This window comes from Xanthomonas vesicatoria ATCC 35937, assembly GCF_001908725.1.
GTDB lineage: Bacteria > Pseudomonadota > Gammaproteobacteria > Xanthomonadales > Xanthomonadaceae > Xanthomonas > Xanthomonas vesicatoria.
In genome coordinates this window covers 3,160,312-3,185,743 of sequence record NZ_CP018725.1, presented here as the reverse complement: position 1 = coordinate 3,185,743, position 25,432 = coordinate 3,160,312, and the positions used below count along the sequence as shown (strand labels likewise).

Here is a 25,432-nt window from a genome sequence, read left to right as displayed (position 1 = left end):
TCCGGACGCGGACACGCATCAATTCGAATAAAACCCTTAAAAACAATCAACTAGATCTGGCACGTGGCTTGCTCTCTCTACCAGGCAAGCCGCACCCGAAACGCAAACTGACTTTCTGCTGAATAAATAAATCAGGGCGTCGAAAGTTCTTGCGCATACCGAAACGGTGTACTACCTTACTACAACACCACTGATCACCCACACCAAGAGACCTCGCCATGAACACCCAGACCCTGCGCATCGCCCTCTCCGCCGCCCTGCTGGCCGGCACCACCTTCGCCGGTTTCGCACAGGCTGCCAGCCTGGCGACACTGGACACCGTGCAGGTCCGCCCGGCAGCCGACCAGATCGCCCAGCAGACGCTGGAGCGCAGCAGCGACATCCGCACCCTGGCCGCCGTGCAGGTGCGCCCGTCCGCCGAGCAGCTGGCGGAGCAGGCCGGCCCGCGGGTCGTCACCCTGGCTGCAGTGCAGGTGCGTCCGTCGGCCGAACAGCGCGCCGAGCTGGTGGTCCGCAGCGGTGCCGCCACTGCCCGGAGCGCCTCCGGCCAGGCCGCTGCCGCCATCGGTGCGCTGATGGGCCAGGTCATGGTCAATCTGCCGGTGCCGCAGCTGCAGCCGTCGCCGGCCGAACTGGAAGCACTGGTCAGCGCCGCCGCCCGCCTTTAAGCACGCGCGCAGCTACACTTGCGCGCATGCCAGCACCCGTCCTCGATGTCATCTTGTTCCAACCGGAAATTCCGCCCAACACGGGCAATGTGATTCGCTTGTGCGCCAACACCGGCGCGCGCCTGCACTTGATCGAGCCGCTCGGCTTCGACCTCAGCGACAAGCAGCTCAAGCGCGCCGGCCTGGACTACCACGAATATGCGACCCTGCAAGTGCACGCCGATCTGCCCACCGCACTGGCCGCCATCGCGCCCAAGCGCCTGTTTGCACTGAGTACGCGTAGCACTGTGCGTTACGACACACCCCAGTTTGCCGATGGCGATGCGTTTTTGTTTGGCCCGGAAACCCGCGGCCTGCCGGCCGAAGTGCTGGAATCGATCCCGCCGCAGCACCGTCTGCGTCTGCCGATGCGCCCGGACAATCGCAGCCTCAATCTGTCCAACACCGTGGCGGTGATGGTGTTCGAAGCCTGGCGGCAGTGGAACTTCGCCGGCGGTCAGTAACTGCGTCGTAGCGCCATCGCCGATAACTGCCGATCCGCTCTGGCAATCGGCCTGGACCACTGCAAACTCAGTGCTTGAGCGCGATGCGCAGGCATCGACCGAAGCCGTTGGTCGGGCTTGATCGAACGCCAGACACCCAGCACTGCCCACTGCTTACATCGCAATGGTGATGCCGCGGTGCCTGCATGCGCGCTGCGCGTCCTCAGTGCTTGCCTAGCAAGGCTCTTGAGCCTCGACAGCGCAACGCAATGCACCACGCACCGCGCAATAAACTTTGATACATGCGTGCTTGCATCGCCTACGACGCGGTCTGCACGCTGGTCGCCGCCTGCAACATGCCACGGCAGCCGACCCACAGCGCAACGGCCAGCAGGGCGATTGCGCCCAGGCTCAAAAACGCGATGCGATAGCCGAAGTCGTGCGCGAGCCAGCCGCCGAACGCGGGGCTGAGTGCCGCGCCAATGCCCTGCACCGTCATCACCGCGCCCTGGCCGACGTTGACCCGGCCGGTGCCGTGCAGCAAGCGCGCCACCAACGCCGGCACCACCACGCTTTGCAGGCCGGCGCCGAGCCCATCGAGGATCTGCACCGGAAACACGCCCCAGCCCTGGATCACCGAAGCCGCCACCAGCGCGCGCAAAGGCAAGGCCAGAAAGGCCAGCAGCAACACCCACCAATGCCCGTGCACGCGGATCCAGCGCATCGCCAGCAAGGCGACCACCACCATCGTGGATTGCGCGACCACAATCGTGGTGGCGGTCAGCGCGCTGGGGTCACCGGCGTGCGCAGCCACGATCGCCATGCCATACAACGGCAGCATCGCCGCGTTGCCCAGATGAAACAGCCCCAGCGTGACCGCCAGCAAGGCCAAGGGCCGGCAGGTCAGCAACACCCGCCAGGCGCTCAGTGCGTCTGCGCCGTCGGCATGACCCAGACCGCGGGCAGCGCGATGGTCGATGGCAGCTGCCGGAATCGACAGCACGGCCGCCAGCGCCAACACGCCGAACACCGCGGTGAGCGCGAAGATCGCGCCAAATCCGTAGCGCCATCCCAACCAGCCGGCCAGCACCGCCGCCAGCATGTTGCCGGCGTGATTGGCGACCTGGTTGCGCGCCAGTTGATGATCGAACCGGCGTGCGCGTACCAGGCCCAAGGTGATGCCGGTGAGCGCCGGGCCGATGCCCGCCGCCGCCAGCGCCGATGCGATCTGTGCGGCGGCGACGCCGGCGGTCGTCGGGCGCAGCCAGATCAACGCGGTGGCGAGCAGGATCGCCAGGCAGCCGACCACCACCACGGCGCGCTTGCGCCGGGTGGCATCGACCAGTGCGCCGGCCGGCGTGGTGGCGAGCATGCCGGCAATGCCGCCCACGCTCATCACCGTGCCGATCGCGGCCACCGACCAGCCCTTGGACTGCAAGAACACACTCAAAAATGGCCCCAGCCCGTCCTGGACATCGGCCACGCTGAAATGCAGTGCTTCCAGCGCACGCGTCCCCCGCGGCCGGCGTGCGGTGCTCATGCGCATCGCTCCGTGGCGTGTGGCCGTGCACGACCCACCGGCATGGCGACGCCGCTCACGACCTGGTCAATGCCGCGCAGCGGGCACATGCGCGGCGCCTAGTGCTTGGGCTTGGGCTTGTGCGCGCCCGGGCCATGCGGCGGATGCGCGATCTGCTTCAACGTAGCGGCCTTGCTGCCCAGCGCGTGCGCGTGGATCAACACGCCATGCGGCGTAGCCCTGGTGTCGCCTTCGACCACCAAGGGCTTGCCGACCACCAGTTGCTTGGCGAAGTCGGCGCCGGCATGCGGTGGAAACCGCACCGTCACCTCGTCGTCGAACAACACGCCATGTACCTGCCCATGTGGACCATGCAGCAGCCGCGCGATGGTGCCGGCATGCTGGGTGAGCTGCGGCTTGGGCGGCTTGCCGGCCGGCGGCTTGGGCTTGGGCTTGGCATGCGGCCCATGCGGGCCTTCGTCGAGGATGCGCTTGCCGCCGTCCGGGTCGATCGCCAGGGCCACCAACATGTCCACATCGCGTGGCTTGAGGCCGCGCACGGTGAGCGCGCTGCCGGGCTTGAGCGCCTTGAGCAGCGCTGCCGACAGATGCGGCGGGGTATGCACCTCGGTGCCATCGGTGAGCAGCAGGCCATCGATATCGGCCTTGGGATTGAGCAGAAAACGCGCCAGGGTGCCGCGGGTTTCAGGGAGGAAATCAGGATCGACCCAATGCATTGTGGACTCCAACTAGGTAGGACCGGCCAACGCCGGCAAGTCGCGCCCGACGCCACGCAGGTGGCGTGGCGGCAGATGCGTAAACGAACGGATGGGTGAGCCCCGCCGTCGCGTTCGCAGCGACGGCGGGGGATCATCAGCGCGGTGTCGGCGTTGCGGCAGGCGGCACGGGCGGCCCTGGGGGTGCCGGCGGCGGTGGCAACGGGCCATCCGGGCGCGGAGCAGCGAACAACGCACGTTGCGAAGCGCGGTCGCGCCCCACCTCGGTGGCCTCGATCGACCGCCCGGCTGCGGTGGCGACACCGAAACCGCGCACGCTCAGCGGCGCCCCGGTGCGCAGCAGGTCGCGCACCTGCAGTGCCAGATGCGGCGGCATCCGCACTACGGTGCCGTCGCTCAGCAACGCACCGTTGGTTTCGCCGCCCGGGCCATAGACCAGGCGCTCGATACGGCCTTGCGCTGTTAACGGCGTCAATGCGGCCGGCGGTGGCGGCGGCATGTCGCCGGCCAACGGCGGGCGGTCCACTACCTCGCGCTTGCTGCGCGTGGAGCGGATGCTGCTGGCGCGCAGCACGGGCAGATCGCCCAGGCGATAACCCTGCACGCTCACCGCATCGCCGCGGCGCACGGCCGCCTGCAGTTCATCGGACAGATGCGGTGCAAAGGCCACCTGGGTGCCATCGCGCAACCACAGCCCGTCCACCTCGCCGTTGGGATTGAGCATGAGCCGCTCGACGGTGCCGCTGACCTGCACCGGCGCGGCGGCCACCGGTGCTGGCGGCGCAGGCGGCATCGGTGGCGGTGGCGGCGGGGTGCCCACCGGCGGGCGCGGCGCGACCGGGGTGGCAGCCGGCGGCGGAACCTGCGCCGCAGCGGTGGCCACGCTGCAGGCCAATGCAAAAGCAAGTGCGGTCTGACGCAACATGTAATGTCTCCAATGCGGCAGGAGCGCCGCTCGCAGGAAGTACATCGCAGGCACCGTGCCAACTTTGGGAGCCTTGTTTTTCAAGGCCCATGGCCTGGAACGAGGCACCTGGACGTCTGCATTTCATCCAACGTTGTCCGGTTTGCAGACACCTGCGCCGCGGTGTCGGCTGTTCGGGCAGCACTTGAGGCAGCCGTATGCAGTCGCAGACTAAGCATGTGACGACCTGGCCGCCGGTGCTGGCCCATGCCTGCTGGGTCGATGCCCTGATTTGGAATGCATCGGCTTGCAAGGTTCTGCGGCTCTCGAGCAGGACGGAACACCTTTCAATCAAAGACCAGTAGTCGCCATACCACCCAGCTGCAGCCCTTGCGCTTACTGCAGTCCGTAGTCGTCGAGCTTGCGATACAGCAGTTGCCGATGAATGCCCAGTCGGCGTGCGGCCTCGGCACGGTTGCCGCCGCTGTGCGCCAGCGCGTCCTGGATCATCTGTTTCTCCAGCCGCGCCACCGCTTCGGGAAGCTGCATGTCCGGAGCGGCCGGCATCGCCTGCGGCGGTGCGAGCGCGCCGAGCGCCTCGTCCAGATCGTCCGCCTCGATGCTGTGCCCACGCACCAGCACCTGGCTGCGCTGCATCACGTTGCGCAGCTCGCGCACGTTGCCCGGCCACGGGTAGGCCAGCACACGTGCCTGCGCGGCGGGCGACAGCGTACGCGCGCCACCCTGCCCAATGCGCAGGAAGTACTGGGCCAGCAGCACGATGTCCTGCCCACGCTCGCGCAGCGGCGGCAGTTCGATCGGCACCACGTTCAAGCGATACCGCAGATCGCTGCGGAACTGCCCGGCGGCCACCCACGCTGCCAGATCGCGATGGGTGGCGGCCAAGACCCGCACGTCCACCTTCTGCGCACCGCGTCCGCCCAGCGGCGTCACTTCGCCTTCCTGCAGGAAGCGCAGCAGCTTGGCCTGCATCGGCAATGGCATATCGCCGATTTCATCCAGGAACAACGTGCCGCCATCGGCCTCGCGGATCAGGCCGATCCGGTCGCTGGTTGCACCGGAGAACGCGCCCTTGCGATGGCCGAACAATTCGCTCTCCATCAACTCCAGCGGAATCGCCGCGCAATTGACCGCCACAAACGCCGCCTTCGCCCGCGCACTGGCGCGATGCAATGCGCGCGCGGCCAACTCCTTGCCGGTGCCGGTCTCGCCGGTGATCAGCACCGGCAGGTCCGATGCGGCCGCCAGCCCGATGCGCTTGTGCACGGTGCGCATCGCCGGGCTATGGCCGACCAGCGCATCGTCTTCCTCAGGCAAAGGGGGTGGCGCCTCGTCGGTCGCGACCTCGGCGCGGCTCAGCAAGGCGCGTTCCACCACATCGACGATATCGGCACGCCCCACCGGCTTGACCAGATGATCGAACGCGCCCAGCGTCATCGCCTCGATGGTGTTGCCGCTGGACACATGCGCGGTGAGCATCACCAGCGGGACCTGGGTTGCCTGCGCATCGCCTGCCCGCGCGCGCAGCACCTCGATCCCGTCCATGCCAGGCATGCGGAAGTCCACAAACGCCAGGTCAACACTACCTTCGCGCAACTGCGCCAAGCCATGCGCGCCGTTCTCTGCGGCAATCACCGTATGCCCGAGCGAGCGCAGCGTCGCCTGCAAGGTGGCAAGAAACGCTGCGTCGTCGTCGATGATCAGGATGCTCGCCATGGCACCTCCACACTGAAATGGGTCATGCCATCGGCATGGGTGTAGTGCACCTGCCCGCCATGCGCGCGTGCGATCTCGCGCACCAGCGCCAGCCCCAATCCGTTGCCGTCGCTGCGACCGCTGACGAACGGTTCGAACAACTGCGCGGCGATCGGCTCGGGAATCGGTGCACCGCGATTGCTCACCTGCAGATGCAACACGCCTTCGCGCTGCTCCGCGCGCATTGCGATCCGGGTGCCTGGCGCGGCGTGCTGCAACGCATTGCGCAGCAGGTTGTGCAGTGCGCGTCCCAGTTGCTGCGGATCCAGTTGCCAGTGCAGCGGCGCATCCGGCACCTGCAGCTGCAGTTGATGCGCCGCGTGCGGCAACAGCGCCGGATCCAGCAATTCCTGTAGCCAGTCCTGCACCACCACCGTCTCCAGTTGCAGGCGGATCGGCTGCACCATGCCGAGCAGGCTTTCGACCACGCCATCCAGGCGCCGGATCTGCGCCAGCATCAGCGCGCCATGCGCGGCATCGTCGGGGGTGACATCGCGGCGGGCGATCTCGTTTTCCACCGCAAGCCGCATGGTGGCGATGGGGTTGCGGATTTCATGCGCCACCGTTGCAGTCATGCGCCCCAGCGCGGCAAGCCGCTCGTGCCGCGACAACTCGTCGGCCAGCTTGCGTGTCTGCGCCAGCGCCTGTGCGCTGCGCTGCGCATACCCGGTGACGGCAGCGCCGAGCCGATCGAGCTCGGGCGCGCCCGTGTGCGGAATCTGGGGTATCTCGGTGTCGGCCGCCAATGCATGTTGAATCTTCTGCAGGCGCTGGCTCCAGCGACGCACCACCACGCCCAGCGCAATCGCCGACACCGCCACCATCGCAAAGATCAACACCATGCCGATCACCAGCGGCCGCCATGCATCCGAGCTGCTTGCCGGCACCCGCGACATGGTCCACGCAGCGGTGCCAGCGGAAAGCGGGCAGGCGCTGATCAGCAGCACCTCGCGCCTGCCATCGCGGCGGAACTGCACAGGCTTGCGTCCCTGCGCACTTTGCCGCGCGGTGCCCACGATGGTTGTCCACTCGGCTGCAGGGATATCGGTCTTGTGATCGCTGCCGTCGTATGTGGGGTAGGCATAGGCGATGAAGCCCTTGTCCACATTCCACACGCCGCCCTCCACACCGGGCGCATCGGCCAGCACCAGTTGCACCACCACCGCAGCCAAGCCGGCGCCGTTGTCGCCGCTGCGCGCAGCCTCGCTTGCGCCGGTGTAGCGCTGCACAATGCGTGTGCACTGGTTGCTCAACTGGTGCCGCGCGTCTTCCAGCCGGACACCTTCGGTCTGCCGATACAGGCCATACAACATCGTGGCCACGCCCAGGCAGGCGGCCACGATCACTACCCAGATCAGCAGCAATTGCCGCAGCAGCGAACGTGGCATGAAAGCGATCCTGGGAAGGTCTGCCGATGATAGAGCTGGCCGCGTTAGCGCAGGTTGGTCTTGACCAGCTCGATCACCTCATCGCCCCGCCCGCTCATCACCGCCTTGAGCAGGTACAGCCCCATGCCCTTGGCCTGTTCGAGCTTGATCGCCGGCGGTACCGCCAGCTCCTGCGTGGCGATACGTACATCCACCAGCGCCGGACCGGAATGCGCAAATGCCTGCCGCAACGCACGCTCCAGCTGCGAGGACTCATCCACACGGATACCCAGGATGCCCATCGCATTGCTCATCGCGGCGAAATCCGGGTTGCGCAGCTCGGTACCGGTATCCAGGTAACCTGCAGCCTTCATTTCCATCGCCACGAAGCCCAGCGAGGCGTTGTTGAACACCACCACCTTCACTGGCAGGTTCAATTGCGCCAGCGAGATGAAATCGCCCATCAACATCGCAAAGCCGCCATCGCCGGACAGCGAAATCACTTGACGCCCGGGAGACGCCGCCTGGGCGCCCAGCGCCTGCGGCATCGCATTGGCCATCGAGCCATGATTGAACGACCCCAGCAAACGACGCTTGCCGTTCATGCGCAGGTAGCGCGCCGCCCACACCGTGGGCGTGCCGACATCGCAGGTAAAGATCGCATCCTGATCGGCAATCTGGCTGATCAGCCGGGTCACGAACTGCGGATGCAACGGCTCACCAGGATCGGCCGGCACTGCCAGCTCATCCAGCCCTTCGCGCGCCTTGCGGTAATGCTCCAGCGATTTTTCCAGGAAGCGGCGATCTTCCCGGCGCTGCAGCTGCGGCAGCAAGGCTGCGATGGTTTCGCCTACATCCGCGGCAATGCCCAGTTGCAGCGGCGTGCGCCGCCCCAGCGCGCCCGGGTCGCGGTCCACCTGCACGATGGTCGCGTCCTTTGGATAGAACTGCCGATAGGGGAAGTCCGTTCCCAGCATGATCAAGGTGTCGCAGTTGAGCATCGCGTGGTAGCCGGAACTGAAACCGATCAGGCCGGTCATGCCGACATCGAACGGGTTTTCCCACTCCACGTATTCCTTGCCGCGCAGCGCGTGGACGATCGGTGCGCCCAGCATCTCTGCCAGCGCCACCACTGCATCATGCGCACCGGCGCAACCGCTGCCGCATAACAAGGTGACCGCCTTACTCTGCTGCAACACCTCGGCCAGCTGCTGCACATCCTCGGCTGCAGGCAAGAAGCGCGGTGCGCGCAGCGCCGGCCATGCGCTCGACAGATGCTTGTCCACCTCCAGCAGCGCGATATCGCCGGGAATCACTACCACCGCTACGCCCTGCTGCAGGATGGCCGTGCGCATCGCACGATGCAGCACTTCCGGCAGCTGCGCCGGGTTGGTTACCAGCTCCACGAAGTGGCTGCACTCGCGAAACAGCTCCTGCGGGTGGGTTTCCTGAAAATAACTCAGGCCGATTTCGGACGAGGGGATATGCGCAGCGATCGCCAGCACCGGCTGCCGGCTGCGATGGCAGTCGAACAACCCGTTGATCAGATGCAGATTGCCGGGCCCGCAACTACCCGCGCACACCGCCAATTGGCCGGTCACCGCCGCCTCGGCGCCCGCGGCAAACGCGGCGACTTCCTCGTGGCGCACATGCATCCACTCGATGGTCTGCATCTCGCGCAATGCGTCGGTCAGTCCGTTGAGGCTGTCGCCGGTCACGCCCCAGATCCGCTCCACACCCGCGCCCTGCAGTGTCTCGGCCAGAAACCGCGCCACTGTCTTCTTCTTCGCCACGATGCAGCTCCGCACTAGTTCATGAGCATGCGATGCTCCCAGCGACGATGTCAGTACAATGTGGTCGCGCTCTAAAATACTGGGAAATAAGCGTATTTGCGCGCTTGTGCACCTCCATCTCACATTGCCGGTGCGCAGTGGTGCCCCCGTCACGCTTTACATGTGCGCTACGCGCATCGCTTTCCGACTACAAGAAAGCGCAGCTGAATCTGGCGCGATGATTCATTCAGTGCTCACTTCAAAATTCATGTCGCGTTCCATCGAATAACGGAGAATTTACATCTCGGCAGCGAACGGCATCCGCCTCAGCGCCGGCCCAAACCATAAGCACAGGTATTGATCATGAAGACTTCACTGCTGGCCCTCGGCCTCCTCGCAGCCCTGCCGTTTGCGGCCTCCGCTGCTGAAAACCTCTCCTACAACTTCGTCGAAGGCGACTACGTGCGCACCCCGACCGAAGGTCGCGATGCAGATGGTTGGGGCGTGAAGGCGTCCTACGCCGTCGCTCCGAACTTCCACGTGTTCGGCGATTACAGCAAGCAGAACGCTGACGACAACGACAACGTGTTCGAAAGCTCCAACTCCGACTTCCAGCAGTGGGGCGTCGGCGTGGGTTACAACCAAGAGATCGCCACCAGCACCGACTTCGTTGCCCGTGTTGCCTACCGCAAGCTGGACCTGGACACCCCGAACATCAGCTTCGACGGCTACAGCGTGGAAGCCGGCCTGCGTAACGCGTTCGGCGAGCACTTCGAAGTCTATGCCCTGGCTGGCTACGAAGACTTCTCCAAGAAGCGCGGCATCGACATCGGCGACAACTTCTACGGCCGCCTTGGCGCCCAGGTAAAGTTGAACCAGAACTGGGGCATCAACGGCGACATCCGTATGGATGGCGACGGCAACAAGGAATGGTCGGTCGGCCCGCGCTTCAGCTGGTAAGCCGCACGTTTGACTGCAACGCGACTCTCTCTCCCGCGTTGCATTGGAAGCCCGGTCCCCCGACCGGGCTTCTTTCTTTTGTGCGATTGGTCGTCAGCGCGCGTGTGCGAAAAGAGGGCAAGACGATGCAACGCCTCTGGCTTCAGCAGGTAATGCGTTGGTCGGCTGCAGCACGGCCCCTGCGGCGTGCGATCTTCAGCCAACAAAAAAGCCCGGTATTGCCGGGCTTTTTATTAATGCCATGCAGCGCACAAGCACGCGACAGGTCGATCAGGTAAACAAGGTCTGCGGATACTCGGGCTTGCGCTCGCGGGCCAACAGCCCTTTCAACCCGGCCTCCGGGGTGATCTCGCCATGCAGCACTGCGCGCACCGCGTTGGAGATCGGCAGCTCGATGCCGTGATGCTCGGCCTGGCGCATGACCTCGTCGGCGGTCTGTACCGACTCGACCACCTGACCGATCTCGCGGATCGCATCGTTCAAGCTCTGGCCGCGGCCCAACGCCAACCCCAGCCGTCGGTTGCGCGACAGATCGCCGGTGCAGGTAAGCACCAGATCGCCCAACCCGGCCAGACCCATCAAGGTTTCCGGGCGCGCACCGATCACCGCGGCCAGACGCAACATCTCGTTCAAGCCCCGCGTGATCAAACCGGCGCGGGCATTGAGGCCAAGCTGCATGCCGTCGGCCACACCGGTGGCCACCGCCAGCACGTTCTTCATTGCGCCACCGAGTTCGGCACCGACCATGTCGTCGCCGGTGTAGGCACGGAAGGTAGGCCCGTGCATCGCATCGGCCACGACTTGCGCAAACGCCGCCTCGTCGCCGTGCACGGTGATGGCAGTGGGCAGACCAAGCGTGACTTCCTTGGCGAAAGACGGCCCGGTCACCACGGCCAGCGGCACGCTGGAGCCGAGCAGATCACGCGCCACTTCATGCAGAAACCGCCCGGAACCCGGTTCAAAGCCCTTGGTCGCCCATGCCACGCCGGCGTTGGCCGGGCGCAACGGGGCGATCAAGCGGATCGTTTCGGTGAATGCATGCGAAGGCACTACCACCAAAATCCAGTCCGCATCGACAACGGCGGCCCGCAAGTCGGTGGTGGCACGCAACGTATCCGGCAGCGGAATGCCGGGCAGGTAACGCACGTTCTCGTGGGTGCGGTCGATGGCATCCACCATCGCCGCATCACGGCCCCAGAGCACGGTCGGGTGACCATGCCTGGCGAGCAGCGCGGCCAGGGCCGTGCCCCAGGAGCCGGCGCCGAGAACGGCGATCTTGTGGGTCGAATCGCTCATCGGCGCACACAGTGCTTAGGCGTTGCCAGCCGGCTCAGAATCGGCCAGCGAGGTGCCTTCGCCCTGACGCTGACGCAGGGTTTCTGCGTACAGGGCTTCGAAGTTGATCGGCTGCAGGTAGAACGGCGGGAAGCCGCCAGCCTGGATCAAATCGCTGACCAGGGTGCGCACGTACGGGAACAGGATGTTCGGGCACTGGGTGCCCAGCAGCACGTCGATCGCCTGCGGCTCCAGGCCGACCAGGCCGAACACGCCAGCCTGCTGCACTTCGGCCACGTAGGCGGTCTTGCCACCGGCGGTGCAGGTCAGGGTCACGGCCAGCACCACTTCGAAGGCGTTGTCGTTGAGGCGCTGGACCTTCTGATTGAGGTTCAGCTGCAGCTCGGGCTGGTTGGCGTCATTGAACACCGCCGGTGCGTTCGGCGACTCGAAAGAAACGTCCTTGACGTAGATCTTTTCGATGGTGAAAGCGGGGCCAGCAGCGGCGTCGGCCGGCGCGGTGGCGCCATTGAGGATTTCGTCGGACATTCCTAACTCCAGAAACGGTTCGGTGGATGCAGCGTTGAGTGATGCAGACGTGAAAACGCGAGTATCTCACGCAAGCAATGGGGGCTTGCGCGCTGCCGCACAAGGCGGATCAGCGGCCCTTGATCAGTGGCAGCTCGGCCATTTGCCAGGCAGCGATGCCACCTTCGAGCCAGTACACCTTTTCGAAGCCGGCCTTCTTCAGCGTCTTGGCCGCGCCCGCAGAGGTGTTGCCGCTGCGGCAGACCACGACCACCGGCGATGCCTTGGCATTGGCAAGCAGCTTGCTGGCCGGGTCGAACTTGGCCAGCGCCACGTTGCGGCTGCCGGCGATATGGCCTTTTTCGAAATCGGCGGTGGGCGACAGATCGATCACCAGCGCGTCTTCGCTGTTGATCAAACGGGTCAGCTCGGCCGGCTTGAGTGCGCGATACCCGCGGAACAGGCGCGCAACCTCGGTGACGATCAGGGCGATAGTCAGGCCCACCAGGGCCAGCGACAACATGGGGTTGCGGCCGACAAAGGCCTGCAGCTCTTCGAAATTCACGGGGTCAGGGTCAGTCGAGCGGGCGGGAATTGTCGCACAGCTGGCGCGCGCGACGGTCAGCGAGGCTGCGGCAGGGCTACTGGCCCTTCCACAGATCGGGCAGGCCGCTGGCCAGCCACCAGCGCTTCTGTTCGGGATTCCAGTGCCAGACCTCGATGCTGCGCACCAGCCGTTCGGCCTGGGTGTTGCGGTTGATCACGCGCAGTTCCACCTCACGGCGCAGGTCGCCATTGGGCTCTTCGCCCACGCGCAACTCGCGGTAGCCGGAGATCTGCACCTGCTCATAGCGCGAGCGTTCCAGGTCGCTGAGCGGGTGGGCCTGGGCGTAGGTCGGTTCGACGAACCCCTGCGCGGCATCGAAATCGCTCCAGCGCACCGCGGCCGTGTAGGCGGCCTGGGTGGTTTCCAGCGCACGCCCCTGGGCACGACTGCCGGCAGTGGCCGCCCCGCTCAGCAGCGCCAGCCCCAGCAGGACCACCGTTCCAATCAGTGCACGCATGCGCATTCCCCTTGATCCAGCCCGCATCCTACCGTTTTGGAAACGCCACAAAGCGCCCGCTCAACGTCGCTGCCGCCGCGCCCGACCCCAGCGCGATCTGCGCGCGCATGCCGATGCGCGCCTTGCCGCGCTGGCGGAAGGTCGCCAGAAAGGCCTCCCAGCCGCCCAACTCGGCAGGCTCGGCGTTGGCGACCAGGTCTTCGTACACCGGCGCGACGTAGCGCAGCTGGCTGTCGGCGACATACACGTCGGCTTCGTGGCCGGCCAGTTGCAGTTGCAGCGTCAGCCACCCCCAGCTGGCCAGCGTCATCAACGAGGCAAGACTGCCCCCAAACGCATTGGCCTTGTCGTTGACGTTGGCCTGCAGCGGCGCGCGCAGGCGCAGTGCGCCATCATGCAGGCCATCCACGGCAATGCCCATCGACAGCACTGGCGGCATGGCGATGAACTGCGACTGCAGCGACTGCAGGGCGGAGGCGAGCGTGTACGAAGGAGTCATCGACAAGGCTGGCAGACGGCGAGGGCGGCATCATGCCGCAATGTCTGGCGAGCGTCTTGTGCATGTGGATGACATGCGGTACCGCATGGTGAACGCGTGCAGCATCAAGCGGTTGCACGCGTGGGTGTTACGTCGTCGAACCGGTGCATGCACCGGCACCGCCCGCTATGGGCTGCGCGTAACGTCGGCGCGCAAATGCGCACTTAGGAAACCCGCGATCAGCACACGAGGCCGTCGTGTCGGCCGTTGTTTATGGTGCGAACACGACCTTGCGATAGCCCTGCGCCACGCGCAACAGCGTGGTCGCCTTGGCCTTCCAGTGCGCGCTGCGTTGTTTTTGCGCGCGCGTCAGCGGCGCATCGATGGTGCTGGTGAACACGATCTGCTCCGGCGCGGCGTGAAAGAACTTGTCCTGGATGCAGGCGGCCGGCGACACCTGATAAGTGGACAGCTGTTGCGCCACCGGCGACTCGTTCCAGCCGAACAGGAAGATATCGGCCATGGTGTGCCAGCGCGCGTCGGCGGCCAGCAGCCGGCGCGCCGCCTCGCGGCTGATGATCAGCGCGCCGGCGCACACCGGCCAGCAATGTTGATAGGTCGACGGACGCACCAGCCGCAGCTGGCGTCCGGCAATGTCGGCGACCTTGGTATCGAGCTTGATCCGGTTGTAGGACGGCTCCAGGCGCACGACGCTGCTGCCCGGCGGGAGCCAGTCGGTGCTGCGCAACAGCGCCGGCAGCGCATCGGACAGGTGCATGTCGTCTTCGAAGATGGCGGTGTACGCATCCTCGGATGCGGCTGCGATGCGCCAGGCCGCCTGATGGCTGAGGAAGCAGCCGATGTTGGATGCGGTCCATTTGCGCGGGCCGGTGCTGAACGTATCGCCGGAGTTTTCCAGCGGGCGCTCACGCACGAAGTCGGCAATCTGCGCAGGTGTGAGCGTGGCACCGTCGACCGCAGCAAGGCGCTCGAAAAGGATCCCCAATGCCTGGAAACGCGCCGACATCGCCTGCAAGCGATCGCCGCTGCGCTGCATGTTGATGAGATAGGACTTGATCATGCACCACTTCTGCTCGATGTCGTGGCGGATCGTGGGCATAAGCGCTGATTGGCACAGACCCCAACACGAGGTTCTGGCCGCAGAAACGCAGGCATCACGTTGAGCGGCACACAAGGCACGACCAGGCGCGCGGATGAAGAGCGGCGACCACGACGCCTGCGCCACCACCAGACAGGCGCGGCCAGTGCCCGGAACCTGCAGGGACGACACGTCCGCTTCAGTGCCAGTCAGCCGTCGGCATCCGCCTGGAAGCAGCTCGCTACGGTGCTTGCAAGCTGCCCGCATGCATCGCCCACGCCAAGACCGCACACGCGATCCACCCGAGACGGCAGCGCTCTCGCATAATCGCCAGATGACCCGCACTGCTCCGCTCGCCGATCCCTGGACCCTGCTCTCGCTCCGTCCCAGCGGTGAGCATGCGCCGTTGCGGCGGGCGGTGGCGCGGCACGGTGGGCGGCTGCTGGCGCTGTCGCCATGGCGCCTGCAGACCAACGACACCGCACAGGCGCGCGCCGCCTTGCAGCGCGCGCTGGGAGCACCCATTGCGGTGTTCACCAGCCCGGCAGCCGTGCGGGCGGCGCATCAACTGCAGCCATTGCAGCGGCCGTCGCAGGCGCAGTGGGTGAGCGTGGGGGAAGGCACCGCGCGCGCGCTGCAGGCCTGTGGCATCGATGCGGTCGTGCGCCCCGCGCGCATGGACAGCGAAGGCCTGCTCGCATTGCCGCTGTTCGCCGCACCGTTGCAAAGCGTCGGCCTGATCACCGCACCGGGTGGGCGCGGCATGTTGGCCCCTGCCCTGGAACACCGCGGTGCCCGCATCCTGCGGGCGGATGTCTATCATCGCGTACCGCTGCGCTTGCGCCCGTCGGCGCTGCACGCCTTGACCGATGCACTGCCGCGTAGCGTACTGGCCATGAGCAGTGCCGAGGCGCTGACGCTGGTGCTGCAGCAGTTGCCCGCCGCATTGGGCGAGGCAGTGCGGCAACGCCCGCTGGTGGCTTCCAGCGAACGCCTGTGCGACGCCGCACAGGAAGCAGGCTTCTGTCATGTCGTCCGCGCGGCAGGACCCTTGCCGGACCAATTGGTTGCGGCGGCGGCAACCATCATGACGCCGTCGCGACCTTGCTGAACTGCGAACTCAAGCACAGCTTGCGGCCTTCTGCCGGCGCACGCCATGCTGTGTGGGATGACTGCGGCGCCTGCGCCGGTCGTGTCTGCCCGAGGAGGATCGAATGAGCGAAATGCCCGCCACCACGCGACGGTTTCCCTGGGTCTGGCTGCCGTTGGTGCTGGCCATTGCGTTGGTGGGCGTGGCGCTATTTCTCGGCTGGCGTGCGTGGCACAGCTATCAAGACGCGCAACTGCAGGCCGCGCAGGCGCAGCAGCAACGCTGGGACGGCACTCAACAATTGTTGGAAACACTGCGACGCGATCAACGCCTGGCCAACGAGCGGCTGCAGGACGCAGCGGCCACCAATCGCGTGCTGCGCGATGAAATGCTGGGCCTGAGCCAACGCAGCGCCCTGCTCGAAGACACTGTGCAGAAGCTTGCCGACCCGAACCGGCATGGAGCGCAGGCGCTGCGTCTGGACGAAGTGGAACTGCTGCTGCGGCTTGGACAACAGCGGCTGAGCATCGCCGGCGACGCCGATGGCGCGCGCCGCGCTTATGCCCTGGCCAATGGCGCACTCAACGGCATCGACGATCCGGGCTATCTCAATCTGCGCCAGGCACTGGTGCAGGAGCGCGATGCGCTGGATCGCCTCGGCGCAGGCCCGCAGGCGCAGGTTGGGCAGGCGCTGGACCAGTTGACGATCGATCTGCATCGCCTGCCGGAGCAATCCGCGCAAGCCACCGAAGCGGCGCGGCCGTGGTGGCAGAAAGCGCTGGGGCCGCTGGTGGATATTCGTCCCAGCCGTGGCGAGGCCTTGCTCACCGCTGGCGACCGCCATGCTGCCAACGATGCCTTGCAGATCGAAATCAGCCTTGCGCGCGCCGCCGCAGAACGGAGCGATCCGCAGGGCTTTGCACAATCGCTGCGCCGCGTGGAGAGCTGGACCACACGCTTGTGGCCGGACTCGCCGCAACGCCGCCAGGTGCGTATGCGCCTGCGCACACTGCAACAAGCGCCACTGCGTCCGCAATTGCCGGAACTGGGCACCACCCTGCTGCAACTGCAGGCCATGCGTGAAGGGAGATCCACCCAATGAAAGTGTTGCGTACCGTCTTGATCCTGTTGGTGGCCGTGGCGCTGGGCGTGCTCGGTGCGCAGTGGCTGTCGCATCAGAGCAGTTACGACCTGGGCAACGTAGTGGTCAGCGTGGGCGGCAACGACTACCGCGCCGCGATGCCGCAGGCGGTGCTGATCCTGATCATCGCGCTGCTGGTGGTCTGGTTGCTGTGGACGTTGATCAGCCTGCCGTTCCGGGTGTGGGGCAAATACCGCCGCAAGAAGGGCCGCGCGCGCCTGATCGAAGGCTTGCGCGCCGCCGACCATGGTCAGTGGCAGCGCGCCGAACGCCTGCTGGTCACTGCCAGCGAAGACGACGAAGTCAGCGGCATTGCGCTTGCAAGCGCGGTGCGCGTGGCCGATGCACGCGGCGACGAGGCCGCAGCCACCGCGCTCGCACAGCAACTGGCCGAGCGCGACCCCACCGCGCATGCACTGTTGCAGGGTGAGCGGCATCTGGCGCGGCAGCGCCCGGTCGAGGCGATCAATGCGCTCGATGCCGCCAATGCGCAGCCGCTGCCGGCACGCGGCCTGTTGTTGCGCACGCATGCGCTGACGCAGATCGGCCGTGCCGACGAAGCCTACGGCCAGCTCGGCGCCTTGCGTCAGCAGGCAGTGTTGGCGCCGGAGGCTTACAGCGCGCTGGAGGCCACGCTGGCCGAACAGACCCTGTTGCAGGCCGGCGATGCCAATGCGCTGGCCGAGCGTTGGGAAGCGCTGCCCAAACCGCTACGTACCTACCCGGCAGTCGTCGGCGCCTACGCGCAACGCGCCGCCGTGCTGCATTGGGACGATGCCGCGGTGCACAGCCTGGAACAGGCGCTGGATACCCAGTGGGACGAATCACTGGTGCGTTTGTATGGTGTGCTGCCGCTGGAAAAATACGATTCACGCCGGGCCAGTGCGCAGCGCTGGCTGACCCAGTATCCGGACAGTCCCGGCCTGTTGTTGACGCTGGCGCGCCTGGCCCGCCATCAGCAGCAGTGGTCGCAGGCCGAAGAGTTCCTGCACCGTGCGCTTGCCAATGGCGCCGGCAGCGAGGCGTGGGAAGAATTGGGGCATGGGCTTGCCGCCGCTGGCGATCTGCTCTCTGCGCAGCATTGCTACGCCAATGCGTTGCGCGCCGCACGCGGCGAGCCGGTGCATGCGGGCATGCCGCAGCAGTCGCTGCGTGGGCCGACCATGGCGGTGGCGCCGACACCTGCGGCCGACCCGCTCGCGCCGGACGATCGCATTCTGTAATCGATGCGGTTTGATCGATTTGCGGCGGCGCGCAAGACAGGCGCGCCGCATTTGCATCAGCGTTCGCGCGATGCCGGCGGCAAGTCGCTCAGGAAGGCATCGCAGGCACCCAGATAGCGTGCCTGCGCATGATCAACCAGCGTCGGCGACAACACGCGCGAACCCAGTCGCCCGATCAGCAGCATCGCCGCCATCACGCCGGCACCGATCACCCAGCGGAACGGGCTATCGATCGACAGCCCGCACACCAGCAACGCCAACACCGATGCCATCGCCACCGCGACGTAACGCACGCGACGGCGCTCGTGTCGCTCGCACAAGGTAATCCGGTGCGCGCTGCGCTTGCGCAACGCGATGGCCAGGATCAGGTACGGCAGCACGCCCAGTAGCAGCGCCGCATAGATCACCGGGTGGTGCCAATGAAAGATGTAGCGACGTGGCGGCATGTCGGCCGGCGCGTTGCACTTGACGCACCGCGGCGGCAAAGTGGCGCCCGGCGTGCAGACCAGCAGGTCACCCTCGCGCCAAATATCGCCGTCTGCCGGAGGCAGATAAAGGCTGGGCGGTTCGCGAAATGCGTCATTCGACATCCATGCGTCCTTGCAGGTGGGATTGGGATTGGGGTTTGGGATTGGAGATTCGCAAAAACAGGATTCCTTTTTTTGTTGTTGCGAATCCCTAATCCCGAATGCCCAATCTCGTTGCGACAGCAAACTAGCGCTCGACGATCGCCACCACGCCCATGCCGCCAGCGGTGCAGATCGAAATCAGCGCGCGGCCGCCGCCTCGTTCTTCCAGCTGCTTGGCGGCGGTGGCCACCACGCGCGCACCGGTGGCGGCGAATGGGTGGCCGGTGGCCAGCGACGAGCCCAGCGGGTTGATCTTGTCCGGGTCGATGCGGCCCAATGGCGCGTCCAGGCCCAGGCGATTGCGGCAGTAGTCCTCGCTTTCCCAGGCGCGCAGCGTGCACAGCACCTGCGCGGCGAAGGCTTCGTGGATTTCGTAGATTTCGAAATCCTGCAGGGTCAGGCCCTGGCGTGCCAGCATCTGCGGCACCGCGATGGTCGGCGCCATCAGCAGGCCCTCGCCATGCACGAAATCCACCGCCGACACCTGCGCATCGCGCAGGTAGGCCATCGGCGTGTGGCCATGCGCCAGCGCCCAGGCCTCGCTGGACAGCAGCACTGCGGCAGCGCCATCGGTCAACGGGGTGGAATTGGCGGCGGTCAAGGTGCCGCGGCCGGAAGTCTTGTCGAACGCCGGGCGCAGGGTCGCCAGCTTCTCCAGCGAGGTGTCCGCGCGCAGGATGTTGTCGCGCGACACCCCACGGAACGGGGCGATCAGCGAATCGAAGAACCCGCGCTCATACGCTGCGGCCAGCTTATGGTGCGAGGCCACCGCCCATTCGTCCTGCGAATCGCGCGAGATGTTCCATTCCTTGGCCATGTCTTCGCAGTGGTCGCCCATGCTCTTGCCGGTGCGCGGCTCGGCCACGCCAGGAAATTCGGGCTTGAGCTCGCTCAGCTTGAAGCCGCGGAGCAGCGCCTTGAGTTTGTCGCCGGTGGCCTTGGCGCGATTGGCGGCCATCAGGCGCGCGCGCAGTTTCTTGCCGTAGACGATCGGCACCTCGGAGGTAGTATCCGAGCCGCCGCCGATGCCGGAATCGATCTGGCCCAGCGCGATCTTGTTGGCGATGGTGATCACCGAATCCAGGCTGGTGCCGCAGGCGCGCTGCAGGGTGATGCCCGGGGTCAGCGGCGACAGACCCGACGACAGCGCGGCCTCGCGGGCCAGGTTCCAGTCCGAGGAATGCTTGATCACCGCGCCCATCGCCACTTCGCCCAATTGCTGCCCATGCAGGCCGAAGCGTTCGACCAGCGCGCCCAGCGTGCGCACCGACATGCCCAAGTTGCCCACGTCCGCGTATGCGGTGTTCTGACGACAGAACGGGATACGAACGCCGCCCAGAATGGCGACGGGACGGGCTGCGGGCATCGGTTGACCTGGCATGGAGGACTCGGGGACATGGCCTGCACAGGGCTGGCAGGCATAATGGCCGCAGTGTAGCTTCGACCCCGTGATGGGCCAACCGCGAATCATGAGCAAGACCGAACACGGCGTGACCGCCATGGGTGTGATGGCGCTGGAATTGACGGGCGGCACCGCCCCCGAACGCGGCGCTCTGGCGCCCGAGCAAGCCGGCATGCTGGCCGAACGCATCGGCCGCGACCTGGCGCAGTGGATCCCCGAGGTGCGCGAGCTCGAGCTCAGCGTGGCCATGGCGCACTTCGACCCGGCCGAAGTACTGCGACCGGGCTGGCCGCTGCATCGCCGGCTGGAAGAACTGCACGCCCGCGCGCCAGGTCGCGGCCAGGGCCCGCGGGTGCTGGCCTTCGGCGCCGACGCGCAGGGCGAGATTCCCCTGCCGTTCCAGGCCGATGCGCAGTTGACCGGCGGCGGACTGCGCGTACTGCCGTTTCTTCTGTCTGGCGATGCGGAGATCGTGGCGAGCGTTGCCGAGGCGATGGAAGAAGTGCTGCTGGCCCAGGGCATGGCCCAAGCCGATACCGCACTGCTGGCGCAGGAGAGCTTCGGCGCACGCATCGAGCACGCCCGCTATTTCACTGCGCACGATCTGGCGGCGATGATGTCGATGCAGTACGACAACCAGGGTCTGGCACCGCTGTGGCCGCTGATCGAAGCCGCCCTGCTCGCCCCCGACAGCGAAGAATGGCTGCAGCACTCGCCCGAACCGGTGCTGCGTTATGTCGATGGCGAGGTGCGCATCGCGTTGTTCGACCCCGCGGGCTGGTGCGATTACTACGCGCACGACCGCGAGAATTGCGAGCGCCTGCGTGGCGTCTACGAGCAATTCCTCTCGCGTCAGCGGCAGATGGCCGCGGTGCTGGAAGCGCACGGGTTGCCGGTGCTGTATGTGCATGTGGAGCCTGGGCAGGATCCGCGGCAGGCGCTGGCTGCATAAGCCCGACGACCCGCGTCACCGCTCCTGCATTGCGTGATTCGGGAGGTGGGATTTACATGGCCGATGCAGCGTGACGCACGCATGGCCGCCTTCGCGGTTGGGTCTGGCAAGGCATTGCAGCTTTCGTGCAAGCCAGCAGCGCTGGCATCGTCACCTCGCGCGGCGGCACGATTCCGCCACAGGATCAGCCAGGATGTACGCAGGACGGGCTGGGCGGCGTCCACCGATGCCTTGCCTGCACCGGAAGCGCATTCGCAGGCCCGCAAACTACCCTTCGGGGCCTCCAGACGGTCGCCCAGTGACGGCGATGGCGTGTATTTCCAATACCCAATCGGCCCCTAGTCGCATTGGCGACGCCAGGCGCGGGCCAAACAGCTGGGCGTTCGCGCAAACGATGACGGTGATATCGCGCGTTGCAACGCTGGTTGCTCGCCATGCTGCATCTATTCATGACGTCATGGAAGCATGGCCAGGCTCGCCGGCCGACACGGCTGCACCGCGATCGCCGCACGTGGCACGTGGAGTTGCAGACAGGCGTTGCAAACCGCGCTCTGCAACTCTCCCCACCTGGAGCGCCCGCGCGCATTGCGACGACCTCGGCAGCGCACTTCGACGCCTGCCATCTCCAGCGCGGCGCATGACCCGTCAGCAAGCAGTCGTCAGTGCTGGGGCGGACGGCGCGCAGGGATCGAAGTGGACGCGTGGCACATGCCGATTCCGAGTACCGGCACGCCCTTCTGGCGACTGCGAAGTAGTTGTTGGCTGCTCTTAGCGATCGAACGATTCCAGATGGGGCAATACCCATCCTGATCTTCAATCCCCCCTACCTGCATGTCTTGGTCAATATCACGCGTGCATGGCCCTACCGAGCCGCAGTGGATCGCTCGACCGGATGCGATAGATGCCGCTCAGCGCACCTGCTCGTTTATGACATCACGTCTTCGCGGTCGAAATGGATGCGCGCCTAGGCATCAGGCACAGTCGTTGCGCGATGCGACGGAAGCAGCCCGCATGGCGCCACGCTAGGACTTCGGCTGCTGTGATCACCGCTGCGTGCAACATCGACATTGCCGGCCGACATATCGAAACGGTTTCAGCACTCCGCAACGACGCGCGCGACAACCCAAACCATGACGTAACCGCAAGCTGCTTGGCGGCCGTTCTCTGATGACCCAGCGCGAATCAACGTGATCGGGAACACGCCACCACATATCGCAACACTTCGCTACTCGACCAACGGCCTTTTCGCCGCGACGCTTCGCCGAGTCTCGACTCAACCAGTACAGCGGTTCTCTATTCTGCATCGAGAGGACACATCATGCGCACCAAGACCACACAAACATTGACCACCATTCAACGGCATCTTGCCTCCAGCCCCTCGCCAGCGCAGCACCCGTCTGCGTCGTCGCTTACATCGCCGGGCGCCAACGAAACGACTGGTTTGCTGGGGGCCTTACCCGCCCGAAAAGCCAGGCAAGCAGCGCAGGAAGGCCCACATCAGGAAAACGGCGGACGCGGGAGAAACTGGGCCTCTCGGGTCGCCAAATACGCGCTGGGAATCGCGGGCGCCGGTTATGTTGCAGACAACTTTTTCTTGTCCACGACCGCACTGGTCGATGGCAAGGCCGGGTTTACCAGCAATGATCGCCTGGAAAAGGCATGTGCAAAAGCGGAGGAATATCACGCTCGGTACCACAGCGCCACCGAGGAAGAACGCGCATCCCATGGCCGTCCTTTCGTCTCAATCAAGACATGCGGGTCCAACCAGTTCGCCACCATGAGCGATTACCGCGCGGCAACCAAGGTCCATGTCGGCCATCTGTTCGACACCAAGAATGCACGGGAATCGCTGCTGACCAACCTCAGCTGTCTCAAGGGCGAGCGGATCAAGCAGGAGTGCATCGCCAAATACGCGCCTGCGAACGTCCCGGCCGACCCGGATCTGAGCAAGAGCGAGCTCTACGACAAGAAAAACAAGTACTCGCTGACCGGCGTACCCAATGCCAGAACCGGAGCAAGCGGATATACCTCGCGCTCCATCACCCAACCCTTCATCAACCGTGGCATGCAGCATTTCAAGCAGGCTTCGAATAGCGATGCGGCGCTGTCTCTCAAACAATGCATGGAGTCGCTTCAACGCGCATTAGATGGCAATGACACGCTCGGCACACAAGCACAGCACGCCGCCGGCCAGGCAATCCTGAATTTCCGGCAGGTCTATGCGGCCGACGAGCATTGGGGCCACCCGGAGAAAGTCATCATGAAGACCCTGATCGCAAACGGGCTGCTGTCTCAGGAGCAAACCGACAGGATCGATGCGACCTTGATGTTCGAAGATCCCTCCATCAGTGTCCTGAAGAGAAACACCAGCATCGCAGGGCCGTTTCTTCAAAAACTGGAAACGAAGATTCAGTCCAGGCGCCTGCGGGATCAACCCGAAGCGCTTGCGGATTTCATGGAGATGGCAAAGCAGAAGAACATGGAAGGCCTGCCGATCGCGCACTTCAAACTCAACGCCGAAGGCACCGGCTTTGAAGACTGCTCCGGCTTGGGCGACTCGTTCACCAGTGCAAATGCCGTTGCGTGCATCAACCATGCGCGCCTGATGAGCGGCGAGCCACGCCTTTCGAAACAGGATGTCGCGGTGGTGGTTGCCTGCCTCAATGCCGTCTACGACGACGCCAGCAGCATCCGGCATTCGCTGCATGAAATCGCACGCGGATGCTTCGTGGGCGCTGGCTATTCCACCGAGGACGCCGATACGTTTTATGAGCAGATTTGCAAGGATGCTGCGCAGGCTTTCTATGCGGGAAAATCGATGAGCAGCAGCGACTAGAGCTAGTTAGCCAAGCTCTGCCCACCTCATCGGCACTGGACTCCGCACAGCGCCGGGTGCGCATTCCACATTCGCGATGGTGTGCACTGACGCGTTGCGCCGCGGCGTGGACCGCGGCGCAACGCGTGCGCTTACTTGGTGGCAGCCTGCGCGTTGTCGGTGGTGATCACGCCGCAGGCCAGACGGCCGCCCGCATTGCCGGTGGGCTGGGTTTTGTAGTCGTCGGCATCGGCATGCACGATCACCGCGTGGCCGGCGATATCGAACTGGTCGGCCTTGCCGAGATTGACGTTGCTTGAGACCGGGCCGTCGATGCTGGCATTGCCTTGGGCGTCAGCCTTGATGTTGGGCATGTCGCCGCCGTGATGCGGGTCGGCGCTGACGCTGCCGTGGTCGGACTGGGCCGGATTGAAGTGGCCGCCGGCGCTGCTGCCGTCCGGGGCGCTGCAATCGCCCTTTTCGTGGATATGGAAGCCGTGCTCGGTGTTGGGCTTGAGCCCACTGAGCTGACCGGTCACGCGCAACGCGCCGTCGACCGTCTTGAAGGTCACCGTGCCCTTGACCTCACTGTCCTTGGTCGGCTTGAGCTCGGCGGTGGCCGTGGTGGTGGCGGCCGCACCGGTCACCATGGCGGCGGCATGCTCGCCGCCGTGTGCCGCCTCTGCCGGCGTGCCGGCCGTCGGTGCGGGCGCGGGGTCGGCGGGTGCGGGCTCGTCGCGCTTGCACGCGGTCAACACCAGCGCAGTGGCCAGGAACAGGGTGGTGGAAAGAATGCGCATGGAAAAACTCCTGTAGAGGCCGCAGCTGCGGCCATGGGTGCCCCAACTCAGGGCTGCGAAGGGGGTGTGCGCCATTGCGTGACGCGGATGACGCCGCAGGCCAGACGGGCGCCCGCGTTGCCGCTGGGCTGGCTGCGATAGTCGTCGGCATCGGCATGCACGATCAGCGCCTTGCCGATCACATCGCTGGGCGCGCCGTCGCCCAGGCTGATGCCGGACAGGATCATGTCCAGGTGCGCGACGCCCTCGGCGTCGGCGCGCAGGTTGTCCATATCGCCCAGGTGATGGATGCCGCTGCCGGCGCGTCCGTGCGACGTGCCGGTCGGATTGAAATGCCCACCCGCACTGCTGGCATCGGTCGCGCTGCAATCGCCGCGTTCGTGCACGTGGAAGCCCGCCACGCCGCCTGGGCGCAGGCCACCGACCGTGCCGGTGATGCGGATGCCCTGCAACGCCGGCACCAGCACCACCCGGCCGCTGACCAGACTGCCCGATGCCGAGGCCAGCGCGACTTCGGCCTGTTGCACCGGACGCGCAGGCACCACGCGCGCCGCTGGCGGCGGCGGCGGTGGAGGGGGTGGCGTGCTGCTGCAGGCGGCAAGCGCCAGCGCGGTAAAGGCAAGGACCGTGGACGACCGATAACGCATCGAGCTGTTTCTCCTGATCAGGCTGAAAACCTATGCGGGCGCATGTTCACGTGTCATGAAATGCGTCTGGGGCAGCGCAGGAGTTTACGGGGTTGGTGTGGGTG

General features: G+C 65.7%; 24 protein-coding genes. 8 read left to right on the top strand and 16 right to left on the bottom strand.

Translation table 11 applies throughout. From position 1 onward, the window contains the following. Positions 1–218 precede the first annotated feature (218 nt). Together BJD12_RS13730 and BJD12_RS13725 are read left to right on the top strand one after the other, a co-directional pair. Positions 219–668 carry an XAC0231 family protein gene (locus BJD12_RS13730; RefSeq protein WP_005994896.1) on the top strand — a complete coding sequence of 150 codons (450 nt, stop codon included), beginning with the start codon at positions 219–221 and terminating at the stop codon, positions 666–668. A 26-nt stretch (positions 669–694) separates the two neighbouring features. Beyond that, positions 695–1,171, top strand: a complete 477-nt coding sequence (locus tag BJD12_RS13725; protein ID WP_005994894.1) for a tRNA (cytidine(34)-2'-O)-methyltransferase — start codon at positions 695–697, stop codon at positions 1,169–1,171. A gap of 298 nt (positions 1,172–1,469) precedes the next feature. Here the strand turns inward: BJD12_RS13725 and BJD12_RS13720 are convergent, their stop codons facing one another. The 6 genes from BJD12_RS13720 to poxB form a co-directional block, all read right to left on the bottom strand. Beyond that, entirely contained in the window at positions 1,470–2,696 is a 1,227-nt protein-coding gene (locus tag BJD12_RS13720) for an MFS transporter (protein ID WP_005994893.1), read from the bottom strand. A gap of 92 nt (positions 2,697–2,788) precedes the next feature. After that, the gene (locus tag BJD12_RS13715; protein ID WP_042828303.1) at positions 2,789–3,406 is read right to left on the bottom strand and encodes a hypothetical protein; all 618 of its coding nucleotides are present in this window, start codon (positions 3,404–3,406) and stop codon (positions 2,789–2,791) included. A 136-nt stretch (positions 3,407–3,542) separates the two neighbouring features. Then, entirely contained in the window at positions 3,543–4,331 is a 789-nt protein-coding gene (locus BJD12_RS13710; protein WP_074059396.1) for a hypothetical protein, read from the bottom strand. Between the two features lie 375 nt (positions 4,332–4,706). Further along, positions 4,707–6,047 carry a sigma-54-dependent transcriptional regulator gene (locus BJD12_RS13705; protein WP_005992746.1) on the bottom strand — a complete coding sequence of 447 codons (1,341 nt, stop codon included), beginning with the start codon at positions 6,045–6,047 and terminating at the stop codon, positions 4,707–4,709. After that, positions 6,032–7,474, bottom strand: coding sequence for a sensor histidine kinase (locus BJD12_RS13700; RefSeq protein ID WP_005992744.1), 1,443 nt, complete (start codon positions 7,472–7,474; stop codon positions 6,032–6,034). The genes BJD12_RS13705 and BJD12_RS13700 overlap by 16 nt, the downstream gene beginning before the upstream one ends. 44 nt (positions 7,475–7,518) lie before the next feature. Then, positions 7,519–9,228, bottom strand: coding sequence for a ubiquinone-dependent pyruvate dehydrogenase (gene poxB / locus BJD12_RS13695; RefSeq protein WP_172797266.1), 1,710 nt, complete (start codon positions 9,226–9,228; stop codon positions 7,519–7,521). A gap of 360 nt (positions 9,229–9,588) precedes the next feature. Here poxB and BJD12_RS13690 point away from each other — a divergent pair, with 360 nt between their 5' ends. Next, positions 9,589–10,185, top strand: coding sequence for an OmpO family porin (locus BJD12_RS13690; protein WP_005992740.1), 597 nt, complete (start codon positions 9,589–9,591; stop codon positions 10,183–10,185). Between the two features lie 270 nt (positions 10,186–10,455). Here BJD12_RS13690 and BJD12_RS13685 read toward each other — a convergent pair whose 3' ends face one another. From BJD12_RS13685 to BJD12_RS13660, 6 genes are all read right to left on the bottom strand, one after another. Continuing rightward, on the bottom strand, positions 10,456–11,481 hold the full coding sequence (locus BJD12_RS13685; RefSeq protein ID WP_005992738.1) for an NAD(P)H-dependent glycerol-3-phosphate dehydrogenase: 1,026 nt from the start codon (positions 11,479–11,481) through the stop codon (positions 10,456–10,458). Between the two features lie 15 nt (positions 11,482–11,496). Further along, positions 11,497–12,009 carry a protein-export chaperone SecB gene (secB, locus tag BJD12_RS13680; RefSeq protein WP_005992736.1) on the bottom strand — a complete coding sequence of 171 codons (513 nt, stop codon included), beginning with the start codon at positions 12,007–12,009 and terminating at the stop codon, positions 11,497–11,499. A gap of 109 nt (positions 12,010–12,118) precedes the next feature. Continuing rightward, complete coding sequence (locus BJD12_RS13675) at positions 12,119–12,553, bottom strand: rhodanese-like domain-containing protein (RefSeq protein WP_005992735.1); 435 nt, start codon at positions 12,551–12,553, stop codon at positions 12,119–12,121. Between the two features lie 76 nt (positions 12,554–12,629). Further along, entirely contained in the window at positions 12,630–13,052 is a 423-nt protein-coding gene (locus BJD12_RS13670; RefSeq protein WP_039426516.1) for a hypothetical protein, read from the bottom strand. A 28-nt stretch (positions 13,053–13,080) separates the two neighbouring features. After that, positions 13,081–13,551 (bottom strand): YiiD C-terminal domain-containing protein, encoded by a 471-nt coding sequence (locus BJD12_RS13665; protein ID WP_005992732.1) that lies wholly within the window; start codon positions 13,549–13,551, stop codon positions 13,081–13,083. A gap of 250 nt (positions 13,552–13,801) precedes the next feature. Further along, the gene (locus BJD12_RS13660) at positions 13,802–14,611 is read right to left on the bottom strand and encodes a glycosyltransferase family 25 protein (RefSeq protein WP_039423435.1); all 810 of its coding nucleotides are present in this window, start codon (positions 14,609–14,611) and stop codon (positions 13,802–13,804) included. Positions 14,612–14,963: 352 nt separating this feature from the next. Here BJD12_RS13660 and BJD12_RS13655 point away from each other — a divergent pair, with 352 nt between their 5' ends. From BJD12_RS13655 to BJD12_RS13645, 3 genes are all read left to right on the top strand, one after another. Beyond that, a complete protein-coding gene (locus tag BJD12_RS13655) occupies positions 14,964–15,740 on the top strand; it encodes a uroporphyrinogen-III synthase (RefSeq protein WP_005992729.1) in 777 nt (258 codons plus the stop codon). A gap of 103 nt (positions 15,741–15,843) precedes the next feature. After that, a complete protein-coding gene (locus tag BJD12_RS13650; protein WP_005992728.1) occupies positions 15,844–16,821 on the top strand; it encodes a uroporphyrinogen-III C-methyltransferase in 978 nt (325 codons plus the stop codon). Beyond that, positions 16,818–18,083 carry a heme biosynthesis HemY N-terminal domain-containing protein gene (locus tag BJD12_RS13645; RefSeq protein ID WP_005992727.1) on the top strand — a complete coding sequence of 422 codons (1,266 nt, stop codon included), beginning with the start codon at positions 16,818–16,820 and terminating at the stop codon, positions 18,081–18,083. The genes BJD12_RS13650 and BJD12_RS13645 overlap by 4 nt, the downstream gene beginning before the upstream one ends. Positions 18,084–18,139: 56 nt before the next feature. Here the strand turns inward: BJD12_RS13645 and BJD12_RS13640 are convergent, their stop codons facing one another. Together BJD12_RS13640 and BJD12_RS13635 are read right to left on the bottom strand one after the other, a co-directional pair. Next, positions 18,140–18,673: a hypothetical protein gene (locus tag BJD12_RS13640; RefSeq protein WP_005992726.1), complete on the bottom strand. Its 534-nt coding sequence runs from the start codon at positions 18,671–18,673 to the stop codon at positions 18,140–18,142. 124 nt (positions 18,674–18,797) lie between these two features. Further along, positions 18,798–20,093, bottom strand: coding sequence for an acetyl-CoA C-acetyltransferase (locus tag BJD12_RS13635; protein ID WP_039423419.1), 1,296 nt, complete (start codon positions 20,091–20,093; stop codon positions 18,798–18,800). An 88-nt stretch (positions 20,094–20,181) separates the two neighbouring features. Here BJD12_RS13635 and BJD12_RS13630 point away from each other — a divergent pair, with 88 nt between their 5' ends. Then, entirely contained in the window at positions 20,182–21,066 is an 885-nt protein-coding gene (locus BJD12_RS13630) for a hypothetical protein (RefSeq protein WP_005992724.1), read from the top strand. A 1,318-nt stretch (positions 21,067–22,384) separates the two neighbouring features. Continuing rightward, positions 22,385–23,902, top strand: coding sequence for a XopAG/AvrGf1 family type III secretion system effector (gene xopAG / locus BJD12_RS25115; protein WP_269205818.1), 1,518 nt, complete (start codon positions 22,385–22,387; stop codon positions 23,900–23,902). Between the two features lie 131 nt (positions 23,903–24,033). Here the strand turns inward: xopAG and BJD12_RS13620 are convergent, their stop codons facing one another. Together BJD12_RS13620 and BJD12_RS13615 are read right to left on the bottom strand one after the other, a co-directional pair. Continuing rightward, positions 24,034–24,681 (bottom strand): superoxide dismutase family protein, encoded by a 648-nt coding sequence (locus BJD12_RS13620; RefSeq protein WP_005992722.1) that lies wholly within the window; start codon positions 24,679–24,681, stop codon positions 24,034–24,036. 47 nt (positions 24,682–24,728) lie between these two features. Then, complete coding sequence (locus BJD12_RS13615) at positions 24,729–25,328, bottom strand: superoxide dismutase family protein (RefSeq protein ID WP_039423421.1); 600 nt, start codon at positions 25,326–25,328, stop codon at positions 24,729–24,731. Between the last annotated feature and the right edge of the window lie 104 nt (positions 25,329–25,432).